This window comes from Blautia sp. HCP3S3_C4, assembly GCF_052064095.1.
Lineage (GTDB): Bacteria > Bacillota > Clostridia > Lachnospirales > Lachnospiraceae > Blautia_A.
The window spans coordinates 1-17,110 of sequence record NZ_JBQHWF010000006.1; the positions used below are offsets into that span (position 1 = coordinate 1).

Below are 17,110 nucleotides of genomic sequence, written 5' to 3' on the forward strand. Positions count from 1 at the left end.
TTCATCCTGTGTATTTTATTCAGTTTTCAATGTCACAGATGAAGGAAAGGGGCTAAATTTATGCCTAAAAATAAGGTTTTCGGACAGACTGGGGGGGTGGAGAGCCCTATGGGGTTCTCGCTCGTTGAATCAATCATCGGATAGTGACATTCGTGGTGAAAGCAACAGGAGAGTTATGTATTCATCGAAAAGTTGAATATGTGAGTTGCTCTGTGTCTGCAGTCACCTGTCATTTATAGGTCTGCCAGACCGTCCCAGGTCTTTCTCATGACATGGCTCTATCCGATAGAAATGAATGAATTTTGAAGGAGATTGAGTTATGTTTAAATTTCTGAAAGAAAAGAAGAAAGATAATAAGGGATTTACACTGGTTGAGTTGGTAATCGTAATTGCCATTCTTGCTATCCTGGTTGGTTTACTTGCACCGCAGTATACGAAGTATGTTGAGAAGTCTAGAAAGTCTGCAGATGCTTCAAATATGGATGAAATGGTGAAGGCAGTTCAGGTATATGCAGCTGATGGAACAAAAGAAGTTCCTGAAGTTACTAAAAAGACAATTGTGCTTGAAAAAGACAAAGTAACTGTTGACAATCAATTGAAACCTGCGTTAGAGGAGTATTGCCCAGATTATGCGAATATGAAGTTAAAGTCTGCAAAATGGACGAAAAATCCTACTGCAACAATTAATATCACCTCTGATGGGGCTGTTACAGTTACATATGAACCAAAAGAATTTGCTGAATATATTGGTGGAAAGGAAACAAATCCTGCAGATGCTGGCGGAAACGCAACTGGTGGCGGAAACACAACTGGTGGCGGAAACTAATTGGAATTTAGCTTTTCGATGAGTACATAATGATTCTTTGTTTGCTTAATGAAAGTTACTATCTCGATGAACTATGAAGTAAGGAGATAGTAATATGTTAAAGTCATTTAACAAAAAGAAAAAAGATAACAAAGGTTTCACATTAGTTGAACTTGTAATTGTAGTTGCTATTCTGGCAATTTTAGTCGGTATTCTTGCACCTCAGTATACAAAATATGTTGAAAAATCAAGACAGTCTGCAGATGTAAGTAATCTCGAGAATATTGTTAAAGGATTTAAAGTAGCAGCAGCAGATACTGATTATAATGTTATTCCAGCAGGAGATGCTGTTGCAACATATACAATTACAATGACTGCAACTGGAACTACTATTGCGGCTACCAATGCTCCTGCTGCAGATACAAATAAAAATAACGCTTGGAAAGATGCCATTAAAGAATATACAGGATATGATTTCTCTGCTACTGGTGGTGTTACAGAAATTAAGCTTAAATCTAAAAAGTGGAAAACTGATGGTACGGTTCTTACAGAAAAGCCAACTGGTACTATTGCAGCCAAAGTAAGTATAAAATCAGATGGCTCTGTTACTGTTGACTATGATCCTAAATCTGTTAAAGATGGTACGAAATAGAATTTCTAAGTATTTGTTAAATTATTGAAAGAGGAAAACCCTATGCTAACTTTCCTGGAACTCGTTCCATACATGATTGTTTTTATATTCGGAATTGTCATCGGCAGTTTCTTAAATGTCTGCATTTACCGGCTTCCTCTTGGGGAGTCGGTGGTGGTGGCGCCTTCGCACTGCATGGTTTGTGGTGGGAAGCTGCGGTGGTTTGATATGGTTCCGGTGGTTTCCTGGATCGTGTTGGGCGGGAAGTGCCGGTTTTGTAAGGCTAAGATTTCGGCGCAATATCCTATCATAGAGGGTGTCAATGGCATCCTCTATGTAGTGATTTGTGTTGTGAATGGGCTGAATGTTGTGAGTTTTGTTTATTGTCTGATGGGGTCTGCTCTGATTGTGTTGAGTGTGATTGACTGGAGGACTTTTGAGATTCCTTTTGGGATCAATGTTTTTTTGTTTGTGCTGGGCGTTGTGGCTACCGGGCTGGATGGGATGAGTGGTCTGGCTGGGCATTTGATTGGCATGGTTTGTGTCAGTGGGGTGCTGGGGATGATTTATCTGGTCAGTGGCGGTGCGGCTATTGGCGGCGGTGATGTGAAGATGATGTTTGCCTGTGGGCTGATTCTGGGATGGCAGCGGATTTTGCTGGCTTTTCTGGTTGGTTGTATTGTGGGTTCGGTGGTTCATATGATCCGTATTAAAGTGCAGGGAGCCGGACGGGTTTTGGCTATGGGACCTTACCTGGCTGTGGGCGTGATGCTGGCGGCTTTGTGGGGAAATAGCTGGATTGGCTGGTATCTGGGCTTGCTGGGACTTTGACACAGTGTTTTCAGTTGCAAAAATACATTTCCGTTAGATGAAGTGTATTTTTGCATTTGAAAATATATTATTGCTTCCGGCAGGATTGCAGAGATGCGCAATAGAAAGATGTCATGATATCAGGGTCAAAAGGTCAAAAAGTCGTTCGTGCTTGCACGATAAGACTTTTGAACTTGGGACCCGCCAAACATGAGAAAGTAGCGATTTACGTAGTAAATCAGCGGATTTCGAATGTTTGAGAATTGCGGGAGCTGCTTTGCAGCGGAGCAATTCGTAGATATCAAGTTAGGGGCAAAATGCCTTTTGACCCTAACATCATGTCATGGGATGTATGATGCGTATCTCGTAGCAAGAATGTCGACGGCATTCTTGAAGTGAGTACTTGGATGGAGGAACTTAGGATGGCACGTTTGTTGAGTATTGAGGCTGAGAGTACACAGATCAGAGTGGGAGAGGTGGAGATTTCCGGACGTAAGGGACGGATGCTTCAGTGTTTTTGCGTACCTGTTCCCCAGGGGTCTGTGGAGGATGGACAGATCCGAGATACCAAAGGTCTGGGGGAGCTTTTGAGGCAGCAGCTGAATGAGCGGGGGATCCGCACAAAGAAGGCTTGGTTTGTTACCGGTTCTACCAGAATTGCCAGCAGGGAGGTACAGATTCCGCTGGTAAAGAAAAGCCGGATCCAGAGTATTATTGAAGCAAATGCAACAGATTATTTTCCCATTGATGTGACCAAATATGTTATGTCCTATATAATTCTGGGGATCACCGGAGAGAAAGGCAAAAAGGGCGAGGAGACTGAGCAGAAAAAGGCTGCTGACCAAGAGAGACAGTACAGGCTGATGGTGTATGCATCTCCCAAGGCAATTTCCACTGCCTATTATGAGTTTGCCCAGAGCGCAGGACTGACTTTGTCGGGAATTACTTTTACAGGAAATACGGTGTATCAGACAGTACAGGAGGAATATACTTCCGGTGCCCATATTCTGATCAAGGTGGAGCTGGAGAATACAGGTATCAGTATTATTAGGGATGGTAAGCTTAGTTTCCAGAGAAATATTAATTATGGTATGGAGAGTGCGGTGGAAACGATCCGCAGCTTTCCTCAGTTTGGTGACAGGCTTGAGGTTCAGGATGCGCTGCAGCTTCTGTCAGAGAAAAAATGGATCTATCCTTCCCTGGACGGCCAGATCGGGGAGGAGCCTGATACTGTAAAAAGTGAAGTGACAGAGAGCCTTCGGTATCTGGTGGGAAATATTTCCCGTATTATGGATTATTATATTTCCAGAAATGGGGATGTGAATTTTGAAAGTATTGTTCTGTGTGGCATGGGCGGTCAGGTGCAGGGGCTGGCAGAGCTTCTGACTCAGGAACTGGGGCAGAAGGTGGAGCTTCTCACAAAGATTACCAGATATTCCGTGCCTGATACAAACAAGCATGAAGGACTTTTCCTTTATATTGCAGTGATGGACCCTGTGAAATCCGGACTGAACCTGATGGAGAAAACCGGACGGAAGCAGAAGGAAGTGAAGGAAACCTTAAGCGGTGCCTGGGTAGTTTTTGGCGTAGGTGCTTTGGCGGCTGTGGCTCTGGCAGTGGCAGGAGTGGGGGCAAGGATTTACCAGACCCATGAGCAGGAAAGGCTGAACCAGAGAATTGCCGAGGAACAGAGCATTGAGGATGTGTATGCAGCTTATAATAATGCTAAATCCCAGTATGATAATTTCCAGAGCATGTATGCTTATACCAATACCCCAAATGAGGGACTGGAGGCTTTTATCCAGGAGATGGAGGAAAAAATGCCTTCCAGCATTACGGTGGAGACCTTTAGCTCTACAGGCAGTCAGGTAAGCTTTTCCATGAGAGTGGCCAGCAAGTCGGAGGCTGCCAATACACTGATCCAGCTGCGGACCTTTGACAGTCTTTCCTCTGTAACTACTACGGGAATTGATGAAGGTGAAGATGGAACAGTAACCATGTCTGTAACCTGTACATACAGAAATCCGGCATTGCTTGATGATGCAGAATAGGAGACAGAATTTATGAATCTTTCAATGCGCGATAAAAAAATATTACTGATGTTTCTGGGAGTGTTGCTTTTTGTCTTATCTTTCCTTTTCGTGTATAAGCCGCAGATGGAAGAGGCTGCCCAGATTTCCGCAAATAATGACAGTCTCCAGGAGAGACTGAGCCAGCTTCTGGAACTGGCCCAGAACCGGGAGCAGTATGTAAATGACACAGAGACCATGCAGGCAGAGATCGATGAGTACTGCAAGCAGTTTCCATATACTGTCCGTTCAGAGGACGGAATTGTCCTGGCTATGAATATGGAGAATTCCCTGGACATGACCATTTCCAATGTGAGCCTGGGAGAAAGAACCTTTGTATATTCTATGGATGGGGGCTCCAATGCAGATGGCACAGAAGCTCCTCAGGAAACCATGATGGAGCAGGGCAATCAACAAACCCAGGATCAGATTGACCAGATCGAGGGCACTGATTCCTCTCTGGGAAATGATGGCTATTCAACCATAGATTCCAGTAATTCCGTACAGTCCACCATTCAGGGCGATTCTACAGGAACTCCCGCACTGTACCGCACCCAGGATACGGTGCAGTTCAGCGGTACCTACAAAAGCCTGAAGGAGGCTGTTAAATATCTGGCAGACCAAAGCGGCAGGATGACACTGGACAATGTGAATGCTTCCTTTGATTCCTCCACAGGAAATCTTACAGGAACCATGACCATCAATATCTTCTCCATGACCGGCGGCAGCACCAGCTACTCCGCACCGGATGCAGGAAGCACAGTCTACGGAACCGACAATATTTTCGGAACCATAGAGAACACCAAAAAGAGCAAGAAGAGTAAGAAAAAGGCGGCAGAGACCGTAGCTGCAGATACCGAAGCACAGCAGAACCAGGAAGCGGCCCAGACACCAACAGACGAGACAACAGATTCTACCCAGAGTGCAGAAGCTGCAGCTCAGTAATATCATAGATAAGAGCACTTTAGAGGGGAAAAGAAAACCCCTCTAAAGCTGTATATACAGGAATAGAAAAACAGGAAAGGAGTACATGCAGAATGGACAGAAAAAAACTACACAAGGACAACACAGGAATGACCCTGCTGGAAGTGATCGTGGCAGTCAGTATCTTCTCCATCACCGCAATCGTACTCCTGCAGAGCTTTGTTACTTCCAGCAGAATTAATAAGAAATCAAACCTTTACCTGGAAGCAACTACTGTAGCGCAAAACATTATGGAAGAAATTAAAGCAAAGAAATTTGCTGAAGTATCTCTGGCATTTAATTATCCTTTAGACAGTTATGGTTCATCTAGATTGACTTTTCTTGATACTCAGAAAAACAGAATTAACAGCGGCACTGCCGATGAACTGGGAATAAGAGAAGTATTGGCAGCTAAAGATAACAGCAATTCAGTCGTTTATAATTCTGTGCGAAAATACACAGATGGTGTGGATAAATCAAATGTAACGGCCTCTGTAATTTCCACAGATAACGGTAAAACCTATAAATTTAATCCAAGAAACACAGGAGATAATGAATCGAAATATTATTTTGAACTTACAAATGTAAACAATAACCATGAGACATTTGATGCATTGGTAACCTTTGATGGAAGTCAGAGTTCAGGATATAAAAAGAAAACGACTACTAACAGTGAAGAGGGAAAGAATGATTACCTGACACCGAATATTTCTAAGCTGGATACAAAATCTAATGCATTTCTAATTATGCCTCAGACATGGGATGAAAATGCTATGCAGCAGCTTGTAAATGCTCAGGAGGTGAATGCTAAAGCTAAGTGGGAAGAGCAGGAAAAGCAGGATATTGTTCAGGGCGCAGAGGAATCAAAGGAAGACTATGAGCAGAGAAAAGCGGAGTACGAAGCCTCTCATCCACAGCCACAGCGGCTTGATTGGAAAGATGTATATAAAAATACGAGGAGAACTCTTTACATAAAAATTGAAGAAAATAATGGAACAATAAAAGCAAAAGCAAAGTATACACTTTGTGCCTATAATTATAAAAAAGAGGGGGGAAGTACTTATGAAACTATGAGTTTTTGCCCCTGCAATGGAACTGGTGAAGAAAGTGATAATATAAAAGAGGGATGCTTCTGTACATATAAAAGTGCTTATGTGCCTTTCTACAGTTCTGAAACAGGTGAGAGTCTGAAGAACCTGTTTGTGTTTTATTATCCTAATTACAATTCTAAGAGTTCAACGAATCCATATGATAAAATTGTATTGGATAATACAACAAATTATGAAGTAAACTTCTATGTAACAAAGCAGCGAGACGAGGCAAACCAGATTCCTTCTTATGCACAGGAAACTATGTACCGCATGTCTCTTACAATTCTGGAAAATCCGGCGGCACGTGGTAAATCAAACTGGAACACCAACCCCAGTCTTTACCGTGCAGTAACAAAACTTCGTACAAACTTGGATTATAACATCAGCGATATGGATGAGATATTGAAACGACCGAAAATTTCTCAGATGTCCCTGACCTATCAGGCAGTGAACGATAGTGGAAACAATGGTGCAAAGGTAAGCAACAATGCAGCTAAAAAGATCCTGGAATATAATGGTCTGGATGACAGAGAAGAGGAAGACAGGATTTATACAGTGAAAGTAGAAGTATATAAAGCAGGAGCTGCAGCTAAGAATTTTCAGGGTGAAAAACCAATAGCGACTTTGGATGGATCAAAAGAAAATTAATCTTTCGGGAGGAATGGATGAGTAACAATAACAACAGAAAAAAACAGCATAATAAAGGTTTTTCGCTGTTTACAGTTCTGATAGCAGTTTCATTTGTGGGAATTTTGGGATTGCTTGTCTTGTATATAGCTCTTTCGAACTTTAATATGAAAGTTACGGACCTGAAAGGTAAAGACAGCTTTTACACAGCAGAGAGGGCAATAGAAGAAATCAGAACTGGTCTGCAGCAGGATGTGGGAGATGCCATGTCCAAGGCATATACACAGGTTTTGGAAACTTATAACAAGAATACAAAACTTGAAGACATCTCTCTGGATAAACAGCGTCAGAGTGACTTCGAAGATTTATTTATCAAAGAGCTTGTCAAGAAACTTAAAATTACTGTCAGTGAAGGCGATGTTACAGGTAACGAAAACAGATATAGTTTGCAGTATCTGAGAAATTATGTGGATCTGCAGATTGATGATTCTACAGAATCATTGATTATTACAAATCCTGCAGGTACAGAGCCGGTAATGAAGAGCAGTAAGAAATCCGGAGTATCACTTAAGAATTTGAAAGTGATTTATGTAGATCCCAAAGGAAGAGCTTCTATCATTGAGACGGATATCCGGCTAAAAATTCCGGATGTACAGTTTCCAACGCCATCGACATTGCCAGATCTTATGAATATGATTGTTGTGGCAAATCAGGGAATTGTGTGTGAAGGGGCAGCGGGATCTGCGTCAACAATTGAAGGAAGCATTTATGCTGGTCTGCTTTCGGATCGGAATGGCACAAGTATTCTTGTAAGTCCGAGTGCAAGCCTTAATGTCAGTTTGGGAGACAAATTGGTAGCTAAAGGTACGGTAGATGTAGGAGTGAATTCAACGTTTACAACTGGTGCCGGTGTAAATTTCTGGGCAAAGGGATTAAATGCAGATTCAGTGAACAATGTAAGTTTAACTGGTTCTACTTATTTTGCAGATGACCTTACAATTTCAGGCAAAAATAATAATGTGACACTTTCCGGTAGTTATTTTGGATATGGTTCTTATGAATCTGCTATGGATAATTCCTGTAGATTTAGCCCTATTTATAGACAGGAAGGTGTAAAAACGGCTGATCTCAGTAGTGCTATTTCTATTAATGGAAAAAATACCACACTTGATCTATCAGGACTAAAGAAATTAATGCTGGCTGGAAAGAACTATATCGCTAGTTCAAAGGTACCGTCAGGAACTATGAAGACAAATACACAGGATATTATGACTGGTGAAAGTCTGACTGTGAAGGGAACACAACTTGCTTATCTTGCGCCTACAGAAATTCTTGGAAATGACAATATGACCACTGACGACAGAAATGCCATGACGAACCCTATGACTTTTGACGAGTACACTACATATCTGACAGGAAAGAATCTGGCAGAAAATGGAAAAGATCAGGTGTCTGTTCAATGGGATACTTCTGTGGAATCCTGGAATAATAAGACCCTTAGAGAAATCGGAGTTAATCCTGATGAGCCTGTAAAAACAGTATTTTATAATAATGATTCTGGTGGATTTGTATATTTTTATCTGAACTTTACAGATAGCCAGAAAGCTTCTGACTTTATGCAGTATTTTTATCTGAATGGTACAAAAGAAAAGATGGATCAGTATCTGTCGTTCTATTTTGGAAGTGATGGTTCTGGAATTAACATTATGGATCCACAGGCATATTTACGCTATGTTACGAATGGAAATGTGCTTTCTTATGACAGCAGTAAACAGACTGGAAATATGGAAGTGGCAACCAGTGCCGGGAGCCCGGATGCAAAAGTGCTTCAGGATCAGATTGGTTATCAGAATACCTGGTATGCTCTGAACCGAAAAATGATCACCAGCTGTGATCTGCTTAACACCGAGGTAAAAGAGGACGATGAGAAGACACACGATGAAACAGATGCAAATAGAAGTGTGTTTGATAATTTGGTAAATGAGAAGAAGATGGTTCAGTTTATAGAGGCAAACGTTAATGATGGTTCAAAAGAATATGTGTATACTGCTGATGAGAATAATGGTGGTTTAAAGGCAATCATGTACCATAACGGTAAAAATAGCACATTTACAGTAAAGGAAAATGGCGTGGATAAGGAAGTAACTGTTTCAGGAGCAAATCAGACTTTAAACATTACTAAAAATGATGAAGAAAAACTGCGACTGGTAGTATGTACTGGAAATGTTAAGATTGAAGATGGAGTTCATTTCAAGGGGATTATAATGTCAAAGGGAACACTGACACTTGGTAATGGTGCAACTTTGGAATCTTCTCCTCTTGAGGCTGCAAAAGTTTTCCAGGCTCAGATCAGTTCTCTTGAGGATGGGGAGAGTGCCAAGGCTCAGGATTTCTTCTGGGATGGTGACAAATATGTTCTTGGAAATTCTTCATCCACAAGTGCAGGTACTAATGCAAATATATCTGATGTTTATGATCTGGCAGATTGTGTTGTTTATGACAGATGGAACAAAGAATAACGAATATCAGTTAGTATCCCGAAAAGGAGGCAGACCAGAAATGAGACAGAAGAATAAAGGATTTACCTTGGTAGAAATGGTTATTACAGTTACGATATTTGCCATACTTCTCGGAATCATGGTTCCGTCACTTAATTCTATTTTGGGTTTCCGTGCGCAAAGAGCGGCAAACTCCATTGCCAGCGCACTGGATAAAACCAAAATAGAAGCATCTAACCGCCTGGTAGGTGAAATGAAGCTGGAGAAATTAGATGATGGATATTATATCAGTTATTATCTTGACCGTGGCAAAGTTGGCGATGAGTCAAATGTAAAACAGGATCAGCCAGAGAAAATAGCACCTGCCAGAACTTTAATCAGTTATGTAACGAATGACAATGTAACTCATCAGATGGATAACACGGGTGACAGTATTGTAATTACATACGACCGTGCTACAGGCGGCTTTCTTCCTCTGCAGGAAACTACCTGGACTCAAAAAGCAATTTTGACAGAATTGGATAAAGGTAACGATATTCCGCTTACAAGAGTGGGAAACTACTGTACTTCTATTATCGTACAGGGCGGCAGAAAAGTTAAGACGATCAAGATGGATATTCACACTGGAAAATATGAAATCACATCAGGGTGGGCTTCATAATAATGAAGTGGAAGAAGGAAGGCATTCGATGAAAACAAAAGGAAGAGCATGGAAATTAAAGAATAAAGGATTTACTTTGATTGAAATGATTGTGACAGTTGCCATCATTGCAATTTTTTCCGGAGTAGTACTGACGTTTATTAGCACTGGTTCCGGTGTGTACAGAAATACTTTCAGTAATTCTAAAGTTCAAATGGAAACACAGGAGACTTTTGATAAAATTGAAGATCTGATTATTGATGCAAACAGAAGCCTTTATTATGCGAATGGCTCCGGAAGTAATATAGGAACTGAAATCCAAAATGATATTAAGGAAAAAGGCGGTACAAACAGTACCGGAAGTAAAACCTTCATTTCATGTAATGAATATGAAAACAATGATGGAACCAGTCAATATATCTATGATGTTTTGGACTGGCAGGCATCTGATGGAAAAATTTATTACAGCCGCAGAGAGTATACGGCTCAAAGCAGTAGTGATAATTCGGAAAATGAGGATCAGAATGATACTGATATTCAAGCTTTATCAGATGAGTCTGAGGAAAATGCAATATCAGATGGAAGCGATACACCGGTAAAAGGAAAAAACGCAAAAATATTGGTGGAACGTTCTGTTTTAGCGTCCGGAATTTTGGATTTTCGTGCTGATGTATCTAAGGTAAAATCAGATAAAATTGTAAGATTCCAGCTCAGTACAAAAAATGGAAATAAACAGATTCAGACATTACACAGCGTAAGTCTCAGAAATAATGTAGATCTGAAAAAACCGGCAGATGCATTTAACAATGCAGAGGCAACAGATGTAGGAATTAAAATCATCAATGCCCCGGAATCCATGGATCCAGGAGAATCCATAATGCTGGCTTACGGTCTAACCGGAAACGGAACCATTGACCCAACTACCGTAACATGGACAATAGTTGAAAGCAGCGATAACGGAAGCTTTCCATCTTACGATCACACCAACGGTCGTTTAACAATCAGTGATAATGGAAGTGGTTCCATCAAAGTGCAGGTAAGCGCAGTAAGTACGGCAGGACAGTTGGTAAAATCGCAGATTGTGACGATAAAGATTAATGCGAAAGAAACGCCATCACCTACACCAACGCCAATACCTGTACCGAGACAGTTAATACTTAAACCGCAATACGCTCTATTGGGGGCAGGACAAAGTTATCAATTAAGTCAAGTAGTTCAATCAGAAATGGTATATGATGATAACTCTGTTAAAACCGATGGATACACGTTAACATGGACATCCACACCAGGACTGATTACAGTTGATGGTGAAACACTTACTGTAGATTCAAACGCTGGAAAAGATACTGCATCAGGAAAAGTTACATTAACAGCAACTGATACTGTAACAGGATTGAATGCGTCAATTGAAATTACTATTGCGAGAATTGATATTGAGAAACCGTCAGGAGAATATGAAGTTGGACAGAATAAGGAGTGGAAGTGTATTTATAAAGAAGGAGGAATGAAAACCGAAACAACTCGAACAATTAATGTAACAACAAAACCAACAAATGCTGCTAATTATTTTATTCAAGGTGAACAAGTACAGGGAACATTTGCAAAGTCGGATGTTGGAAGTTGGAAAATAACTGCTGTTGTTAATTTAACAATCAGAAATGGTATTGGTCAAGTACAAGATGTAACTTCTTTTTCGGTAGATGAAAGTGAGGGAGGTGGGGAAATACATACTCCTCAGAGTAGTGGTGGAGATTTAGCTTATGTGGTTGCGCCAGGACTAAAATATCAATGTGGAGTAGATGAGTACCAGGATTTTCAGTTTAAAATTGAAGGAGTTGGTTTTTACCAATCATATGAAACTATAGAGTGGGGGATTAAAGGTGATGATAGTATTAAACTAGAACCGATGAATAATAGTTCGGCAGGAGCGTTATCAATGAAGTATACTTTTACAGTAGGAGAAAATTCAGAAGGTTTTGTGATATGGGCTAAATACACTAAACATACTACTTGGGACCATGCGTCTCCGATTGAGTTGGAGGCGTATGCAGAAAAAACGGTAAGCGTAATAACAGGGATTAGCATTTCAACAATTCCGCCGACACTTAAAGTAGGTGAACGGTATATTCCGGCAATAAATGTGAATATAAAAAGTCCACAAAAAAATAGTAATGGGACATATACTTCGAGAGCAGAAGTTATACCTAACATTATGAACGGAGATAAGAACACTTGGATACATTGGAAAGGAATATTGGAATCGCATTCAAATTATTTTGAAAAAGAAACATATGATCAGTGGTTGACTGCATTTACTTTAAAATCATTATTACCGGATAATGATAATCTGAAAATTGTTGCAGAATTAGCGCAAATGCCATTTCTGGTAAAAATGCTTAATCCAAATTATGTGACTTCTATGGAAGTGTCATCTGAAAATTAATAAAAGCCGGTTGGATGTCGCGAGCCTGGTGGGGGCGCACCCTAATGTCAGTAAGATAGCGTTAAGATAAGAAGCGTGTTATACTTATTATTACCGATAAGTAATAGAAGTTAATAGCCAGTTCTCGTATTGTGGCTTAGATTGAAGGATTTAGGCATGGCAAACAGACCGGGAATCTGTCTACTAAAAGCTATTGATTCTGTTGGTTATTGGTATAGAAAAATGGTTACAGTATCTGACATTGAGGTACGATTCTGCGTCGGAGAACTGTGATTTTTGAGGGAGGAAGAAAATGAGATGTTTAGGTATTGCAATTAAAAAAAATGAGATATGTTATTCTGTTGTTGATGGCGATAAAATGGAGACGGCACTTATATATGAAATCGGTAGACAAAACTATAGATCAGAATCTCCATCGTTAAAAACGATCTGGCGGGGTCGCACCCCCTGTCGGGAAAATAAAGAAACGAAATTTGTTTTAAAAGTTTTCTAAAGAAAGTATAAAAATCTAACTGAGCCACAGACTGGCACCACCCAGCCTGTGGCTTTCTTCATTCCGTGCTTGACACACAGGCCATCATTTGCTGCATTTGTTGATTTAGGGACCTGGCGGGGTCGCACCCCTTGTCGGGCTACAGACTGGTTATTTTACCTTTTACATATTTTTTATGATATAATGCATATTATAAAATTACTTACAGACAAGAGGGGAACTTCATGAAAAACTCAGAAAAATGTATGATTCTTCGGCAACTTACGTCCACTTCTTCCGTATCCGAATACTACAAGGCACTGGAAAGAATCGGAGATATAAAATCAAGCTACGGTGATTACCTCATCACCGAACCAATCAACTGTAATATAGAATTGGAACGTCTTCCCGGATCAGATTATGACCTCTGCTGCGCTCTGCTGACGATGCTACTCCGAGAAGATCATTTCAGGGGACCCTGGCGGGGTCGCACCCTCTGTCGGGAAAATAAAGAAACGAAATTTATTTTAAAAGTTCTCTAAAGAAAGTATAAAAATCTAACTGAGTCACAGACTGGTACCACCCAGTCTGTGGCTTTCTTCATTCCCTGGTTGACACACCGGCCATCATTTGCTACACTAAAATTACATATCTGGGAAAGTTCTAAGGCCGTTCGGTCAATCTGATTCCACATATGAAGCGAAAATAAATATGGTGGAAACAGTACAACGGCACATATAAATTCTGTAGAAACGATGCTGCTTCCTCCATCATAAGGAAAGGAGCATGCAGATGCAGAATGAAAGAAAAAAACTGGAAGAGCTAAACCTGCTGGATGATTTTCTCTTCAATGCCATGATGACATATCCTGAAATGGGAGAGAAGTTTACACGAAAGATTCTGAAACTTTTGTTTAATAAGGAATTTCGAAATCTGAAAGTGATTGCACAGAAATCCTATGGGGGATTGAATACGGATCTGCGTGGAGCCCGGCTGGATGTTTATGTAGAAAGTGATGACAGCGCTGAGATAGATGCGTCAGAGGATGCATCTATTTATGACCTGGAGCCGGATAAAAACGATAGAGCAAAGTATATTGCCGCATTTCCACAGAGAATCCGTTTTTATCATGCCATCATAGACAGCCGCAGCCTGAAATCGGGAGAGGATTTTGGAAAGTTAAAGAGAGTATACGTAATCTTTATTTGTAATTACGATCCTTTTGGTTACGACAGAGTGAAATATACAATACGAAATATGTGTGTGGAAGAACCGGAAATGCCATACGATGATGGTGCTCAGACAACCGTATTGTATACTAAGGGTACAAAGGGTGATGACATATCCGAAGAGCTCCGGCAGTTTTTAAAGTATATGGAGAATACAACCCAGACAAATGCCGTAAATGATACACTGAAGGATATCCAGAAAATGGTGGATATCGTGAAGCGGGACGGGGAGGTGTCGTTAAGCTATATGAAGGGATTTGAGAGAGATACGATCATGTATGAAAAAGGTCAGGCAGCTGAACGCAAAAATACAGAAAGAGAACGCCAGAGAGCAGATTCTGCTGAAAAAGCAAGGGATGAAGCCGAAAAAGAAAAAATGAAAGCACAAAAAGAAACCACAGAAGCACTTAAAAGAGTAGCTGAACTGGAGAAACTTCTGCAATGTAAACCGACTGAGACTAAATAGAATTTCTCCAATAAAGCCACAGACTGGCACCCACCCAGCCTGTGGCTTTTTGCAGTAAATGAGCCGGGGGACCTGGCGGGGTCGCACCCCCTGTCGGGAAAATAAAGAAACGAAATTTGCTTTAAAAGTTTTCTAAAGAAAGTATAAAAATCTAACTGAGTCACAGACTGGCACCCACTCAGCCTGTGGCTTTCTTTATTCTGTGGTTGACACGCCAGCCATCATTTGCTACGTAACCGCCAAATAATAATGCGGTCAGATATAAAATTACCCCAGCCCTTTGCGAGTTGGAGTAATTCACTATAATTCACATGCGATTTTTGATAGATTGGAGTTTTTCACTCCAAGGTGCAAGCTCTGCGAGCTGATTATCGGTCATCTCTTTCGTTGGCCGATGGTCCAGCAGAAATTTCAGATATCTGTAAACATTCAGGTCATGCGCCTTTGCCATCTCAACCATTGTATAAACTACAGCACTGGCATTGGCTCCTTCTACAGAATCACTGAACAGCCAGTTCTTCCGGCCGACTGCAAATGGACGGATCGCGTTCTCGCTGAGATTGTTTGTGAAGCTGCAGCGGCCATCCTCCAGATATGTCTCTGCTGTTTCCCGACGGTTAAGGACATAATTCACTGCTTTATCCATGCGGGTATTCCGGACTGGCTTTTGCTGCTCAAGCCACGACCAGAAAGCCTCCAGAACAGATTTTTCCTTCTCGAGACGCAGCTGCTTACGCTTTTCATAATCACCGGGATATTTTTTGTTAATGGAATCCTCTATGGCGAACAGGCGGTTACAGCCCTGACGGGGTCGCACCCCCTGTCGGGAAAATAAAGAAACGAAATTTGTTTTAAAAGTTTTCTAAAGAAAGTATAAAAATCTAACTGAGCCACAGACTGGACCCACTCAGCCTGTGGCTTCCTAAAGTACCAGTTGGGGTCGCACCCTCTGTCGGGAAAATAATCCGACATTGGGGTCGCACCCCCTGTCGGGAAAATAAAGAAACGAAATTTGCTTTAAAAGTTTTCTAAAGAAAGTATAAAAATCTAACTGAGTCACAGACTGGCACCCACTCAGCCTGTGGCTTTCTTTATTCTGTGGTTGACACGCCAGTCATCATTTGCTACACTAAAATTACATATCTGGGAAAGTTCTAAGGCCGTTCGGTCAATCTGATTCCACATATGAAACTGAAATAAATATGGTGGAAACAGTACAACGGCACATATAAATTCTGTAGAAACGATGCTGTTTCCTCCATCATAAGGAAAGGAGCATGCAGATGCAGAATGAAAGAAAAAAACTGGAAGAGTTGAACCTGCTGGATGATTTTCTCTTCAATGCCATGATGACATATCCTGAAATGGGAGAGAAGTTTACACGAAAGATCCTGAAACTTCTGTTTAACAAGGAGTTTCGAAATCTGAAAGTGATCGCACAGAAATCCTATGGGGGATTGAATACGGATTTGCGGGGAGCCCGGCTGGATGTTTATGTAGAAAGCGATGACAGCGCCGAGATAGATGCGTCAGAGGATGCATCTATTTATGACCTGGAGCCGGATAAGAATGATAAGGCAAAGTATATTGCCGCATTTCCACAGAGAATCCGCTTTTATCATGCTATCATAGACAGCCGCAGCCTGAAATCGGGAGAGGATTTTGGAAAGTTAAAGAGAGTATACGTGATCTTTATCTGTAATTACGATCCTTTTGGTTACGACAGAGTGAAATATACAATACGAAATATGTGTGTGGAAGAACCGGAAATGCCATACGATGATGGTGCTCAGACAACCGTATTGTATACTAAGGGAACAAAAGGTGATGACATATCCGAAGAGCTCCGGCAGTTTTTAAAGTATATGGAGAACACAACCCAGACAAATGCCGTAAATGATACACTGAAGGATATCCAGAAGATGGTGGATATCGTGAAGCGGGACGGGGAGGTGTCTTTGAGTTATATGAAGGGATTTGAGAGAGATACGATCATGTATGAAAAAGGTCAGGCAGCTGAACGCAAAAATACAGAAAGAGAACGCCAGAGAGCAGATTCTGCTGAAAAAGCAAGGGATGAAGCTGAAAATGTAAGGGACGAAGCTGAAAAAGCAAGGATGATTGCTGAAGAAGAAAAAATAAAAGCCCAGAATGAGACGGCAGAAGCACTTAAAAGAGTTGCTGAACTGGAAGCGCTTCTGCAATGTAAACCGACTGAGACTAAATAAAATTTCTCTAATAAAGTCACAGACTGGAGCCTACCCAGCCTGTGACTTTCTGTTAGATTGTACTTTCATTATATATAGTCAAATTGAATCATCTTTCTGGTTGACTGCAACAGCGATTATGTTATATAAAATCAAGTC

Annotated in this window: 13 protein-coding genes and 1 pseudogene; 13 read left to right on the forward strand and 1 reads right to left on the reverse strand. The window is 41.0% G+C overall.

The features are described 5' to 3' along the window. The first annotated feature begins 319 nt into the window (after positions 1-319). The 12 genes from ACTNC6_RS07070 to ACTNC6_RS07125 all read left to right on the forward strand — a co-directional run bounded on the left by ACTNC6_RS07070 (position 320) and on the right by ACTNC6_RS07125 (position 14,744). On the forward strand, positions 320-826 hold the full coding sequence (locus ACTNC6_RS07070; protein WP_441043646.1) for a type IV pilin protein: 507 nt from the start codon (positions 320-322) through the stop codon (positions 824-826). Positions 827-920: 94 nt separating this feature from the next. After that, complete coding sequence (locus tag ACTNC6_RS07075; RefSeq protein WP_441043647.1) at positions 921-1,457, forward strand: type IV pilin protein; 537 nt, start codon at positions 921-923, stop codon at positions 1,455-1,457. A 72-nt stretch (positions 1,458-1,529) separates the two neighbouring features. Further along, positions 1,530-2,267 carry a prepilin peptidase gene (locus ACTNC6_RS07080; protein WP_441043786.1) on the forward strand — a complete coding sequence of 246 codons (738 nt, stop codon included), beginning with the start codon at positions 1,530-1,532 and terminating at the stop codon, positions 2,265-2,267. Positions 2,268-2,668: 401 nt separating this feature from the next. Next, positions 2,669-4,297: a pilus assembly protein PilM gene (gene pilM, locus ACTNC6_RS07085; protein WP_441043649.1), complete on the forward strand. Its 1,629-nt coding sequence runs from the start codon at positions 2,669-2,671 to the stop codon at positions 4,295-4,297. Between the two features lie 12 nt (positions 4,298-4,309). Continuing rightward, positions 4,310-5,260, forward strand: a complete 951-nt coding sequence (locus ACTNC6_RS07090) for a hypothetical protein (protein ID WP_441043651.1) — start codon at positions 4,310-4,312, stop codon at positions 5,258-5,260. A gap of 92 nt (positions 5,261-5,352) precedes the next feature. Next, on the forward strand, positions 5,353-7,017 hold the full coding sequence (locus ACTNC6_RS07095; RefSeq protein ID WP_441043653.1) for a type IV pilus modification PilV family protein: 1,665 nt from the start codon (positions 5,353-5,355) through the stop codon (positions 7,015-7,017). Positions 7,018-7,034: 17 nt separating this feature from the next. Then, on the forward strand, positions 7,035-9,515 hold the full coding sequence (locus tag ACTNC6_RS07100) for a type IV pilus modification PilV family protein (RefSeq protein WP_441043655.1): 2,481 nt from the start codon (positions 7,035-7,037) through the stop codon (positions 9,513-9,515). A gap of 40 nt (positions 9,516-9,555) precedes the next feature. Next, positions 9,556-10,155, forward strand: coding sequence for a pilus assembly FimT family protein (locus ACTNC6_RS07105; protein ID WP_441043657.1), 600 nt, complete (start codon positions 9,556-9,558; stop codon positions 10,153-10,155). Between the two features lie 28 nt (positions 10,156-10,183). Further along, positions 10,184-12,577, forward strand: coding sequence for a pilus assembly FimT family protein (locus ACTNC6_RS07110; RefSeq protein ID WP_441043659.1), 2,394 nt, complete (start codon positions 10,184-10,186; stop codon positions 12,575-12,577). A gap of 292 nt (positions 12,578-12,869) precedes the next feature. Continuing rightward, positions 12,870-13,070: a hypothetical protein gene (locus tag ACTNC6_RS07115; RefSeq protein WP_441043661.1), complete on the forward strand. Its 201-nt coding sequence runs from the start codon at positions 12,870-12,872 to the stop codon at positions 13,068-13,070. A 224-nt stretch (positions 13,071-13,294) separates the two neighbouring features. After that, a complete protein-coding gene (locus tag ACTNC6_RS07120) occupies positions 13,295-13,591 on the forward strand; it encodes a hypothetical protein (protein WP_441043663.1) in 297 nt (98 codons plus the stop codon). 250 nt (positions 13,592-13,841) lie between these two features. Further along, positions 13,842-14,744 (forward strand): Rpn family recombination-promoting nuclease/putative transposase, encoded by a 903-nt coding sequence (locus ACTNC6_RS07125; RefSeq protein ID WP_441043665.1) that lies wholly within the window; start codon positions 13,842-13,844, stop codon positions 14,742-14,744. A gap of 307 nt (positions 14,745-15,051) precedes the next feature. On the opposite strand, the pseudogene ACTNC6_RS07130 reads toward ACTNC6_RS07125, so the two are convergent. Continuing rightward, positions 15,052-15,576 (reverse strand): annotated as a pseudogene (locus ACTNC6_RS07130) (IS66 family transposase); the annotation flags it as partial. Between the two features lie 451 nt (positions 15,577-16,027). Between ACTNC6_RS07130 and ACTNC6_RS07135 the strand changes: the two are divergent. Then, positions 16,028-16,972 carry an Rpn family recombination-promoting nuclease/putative transposase gene (locus ACTNC6_RS07135; protein WP_441043666.1) on the forward strand — a complete coding sequence of 315 codons (945 nt, stop codon included), beginning with the start codon at positions 16,028-16,030 and terminating at the stop codon, positions 16,970-16,972. Positions 16,973-17,110: the final 138 nt, after the last annotated feature.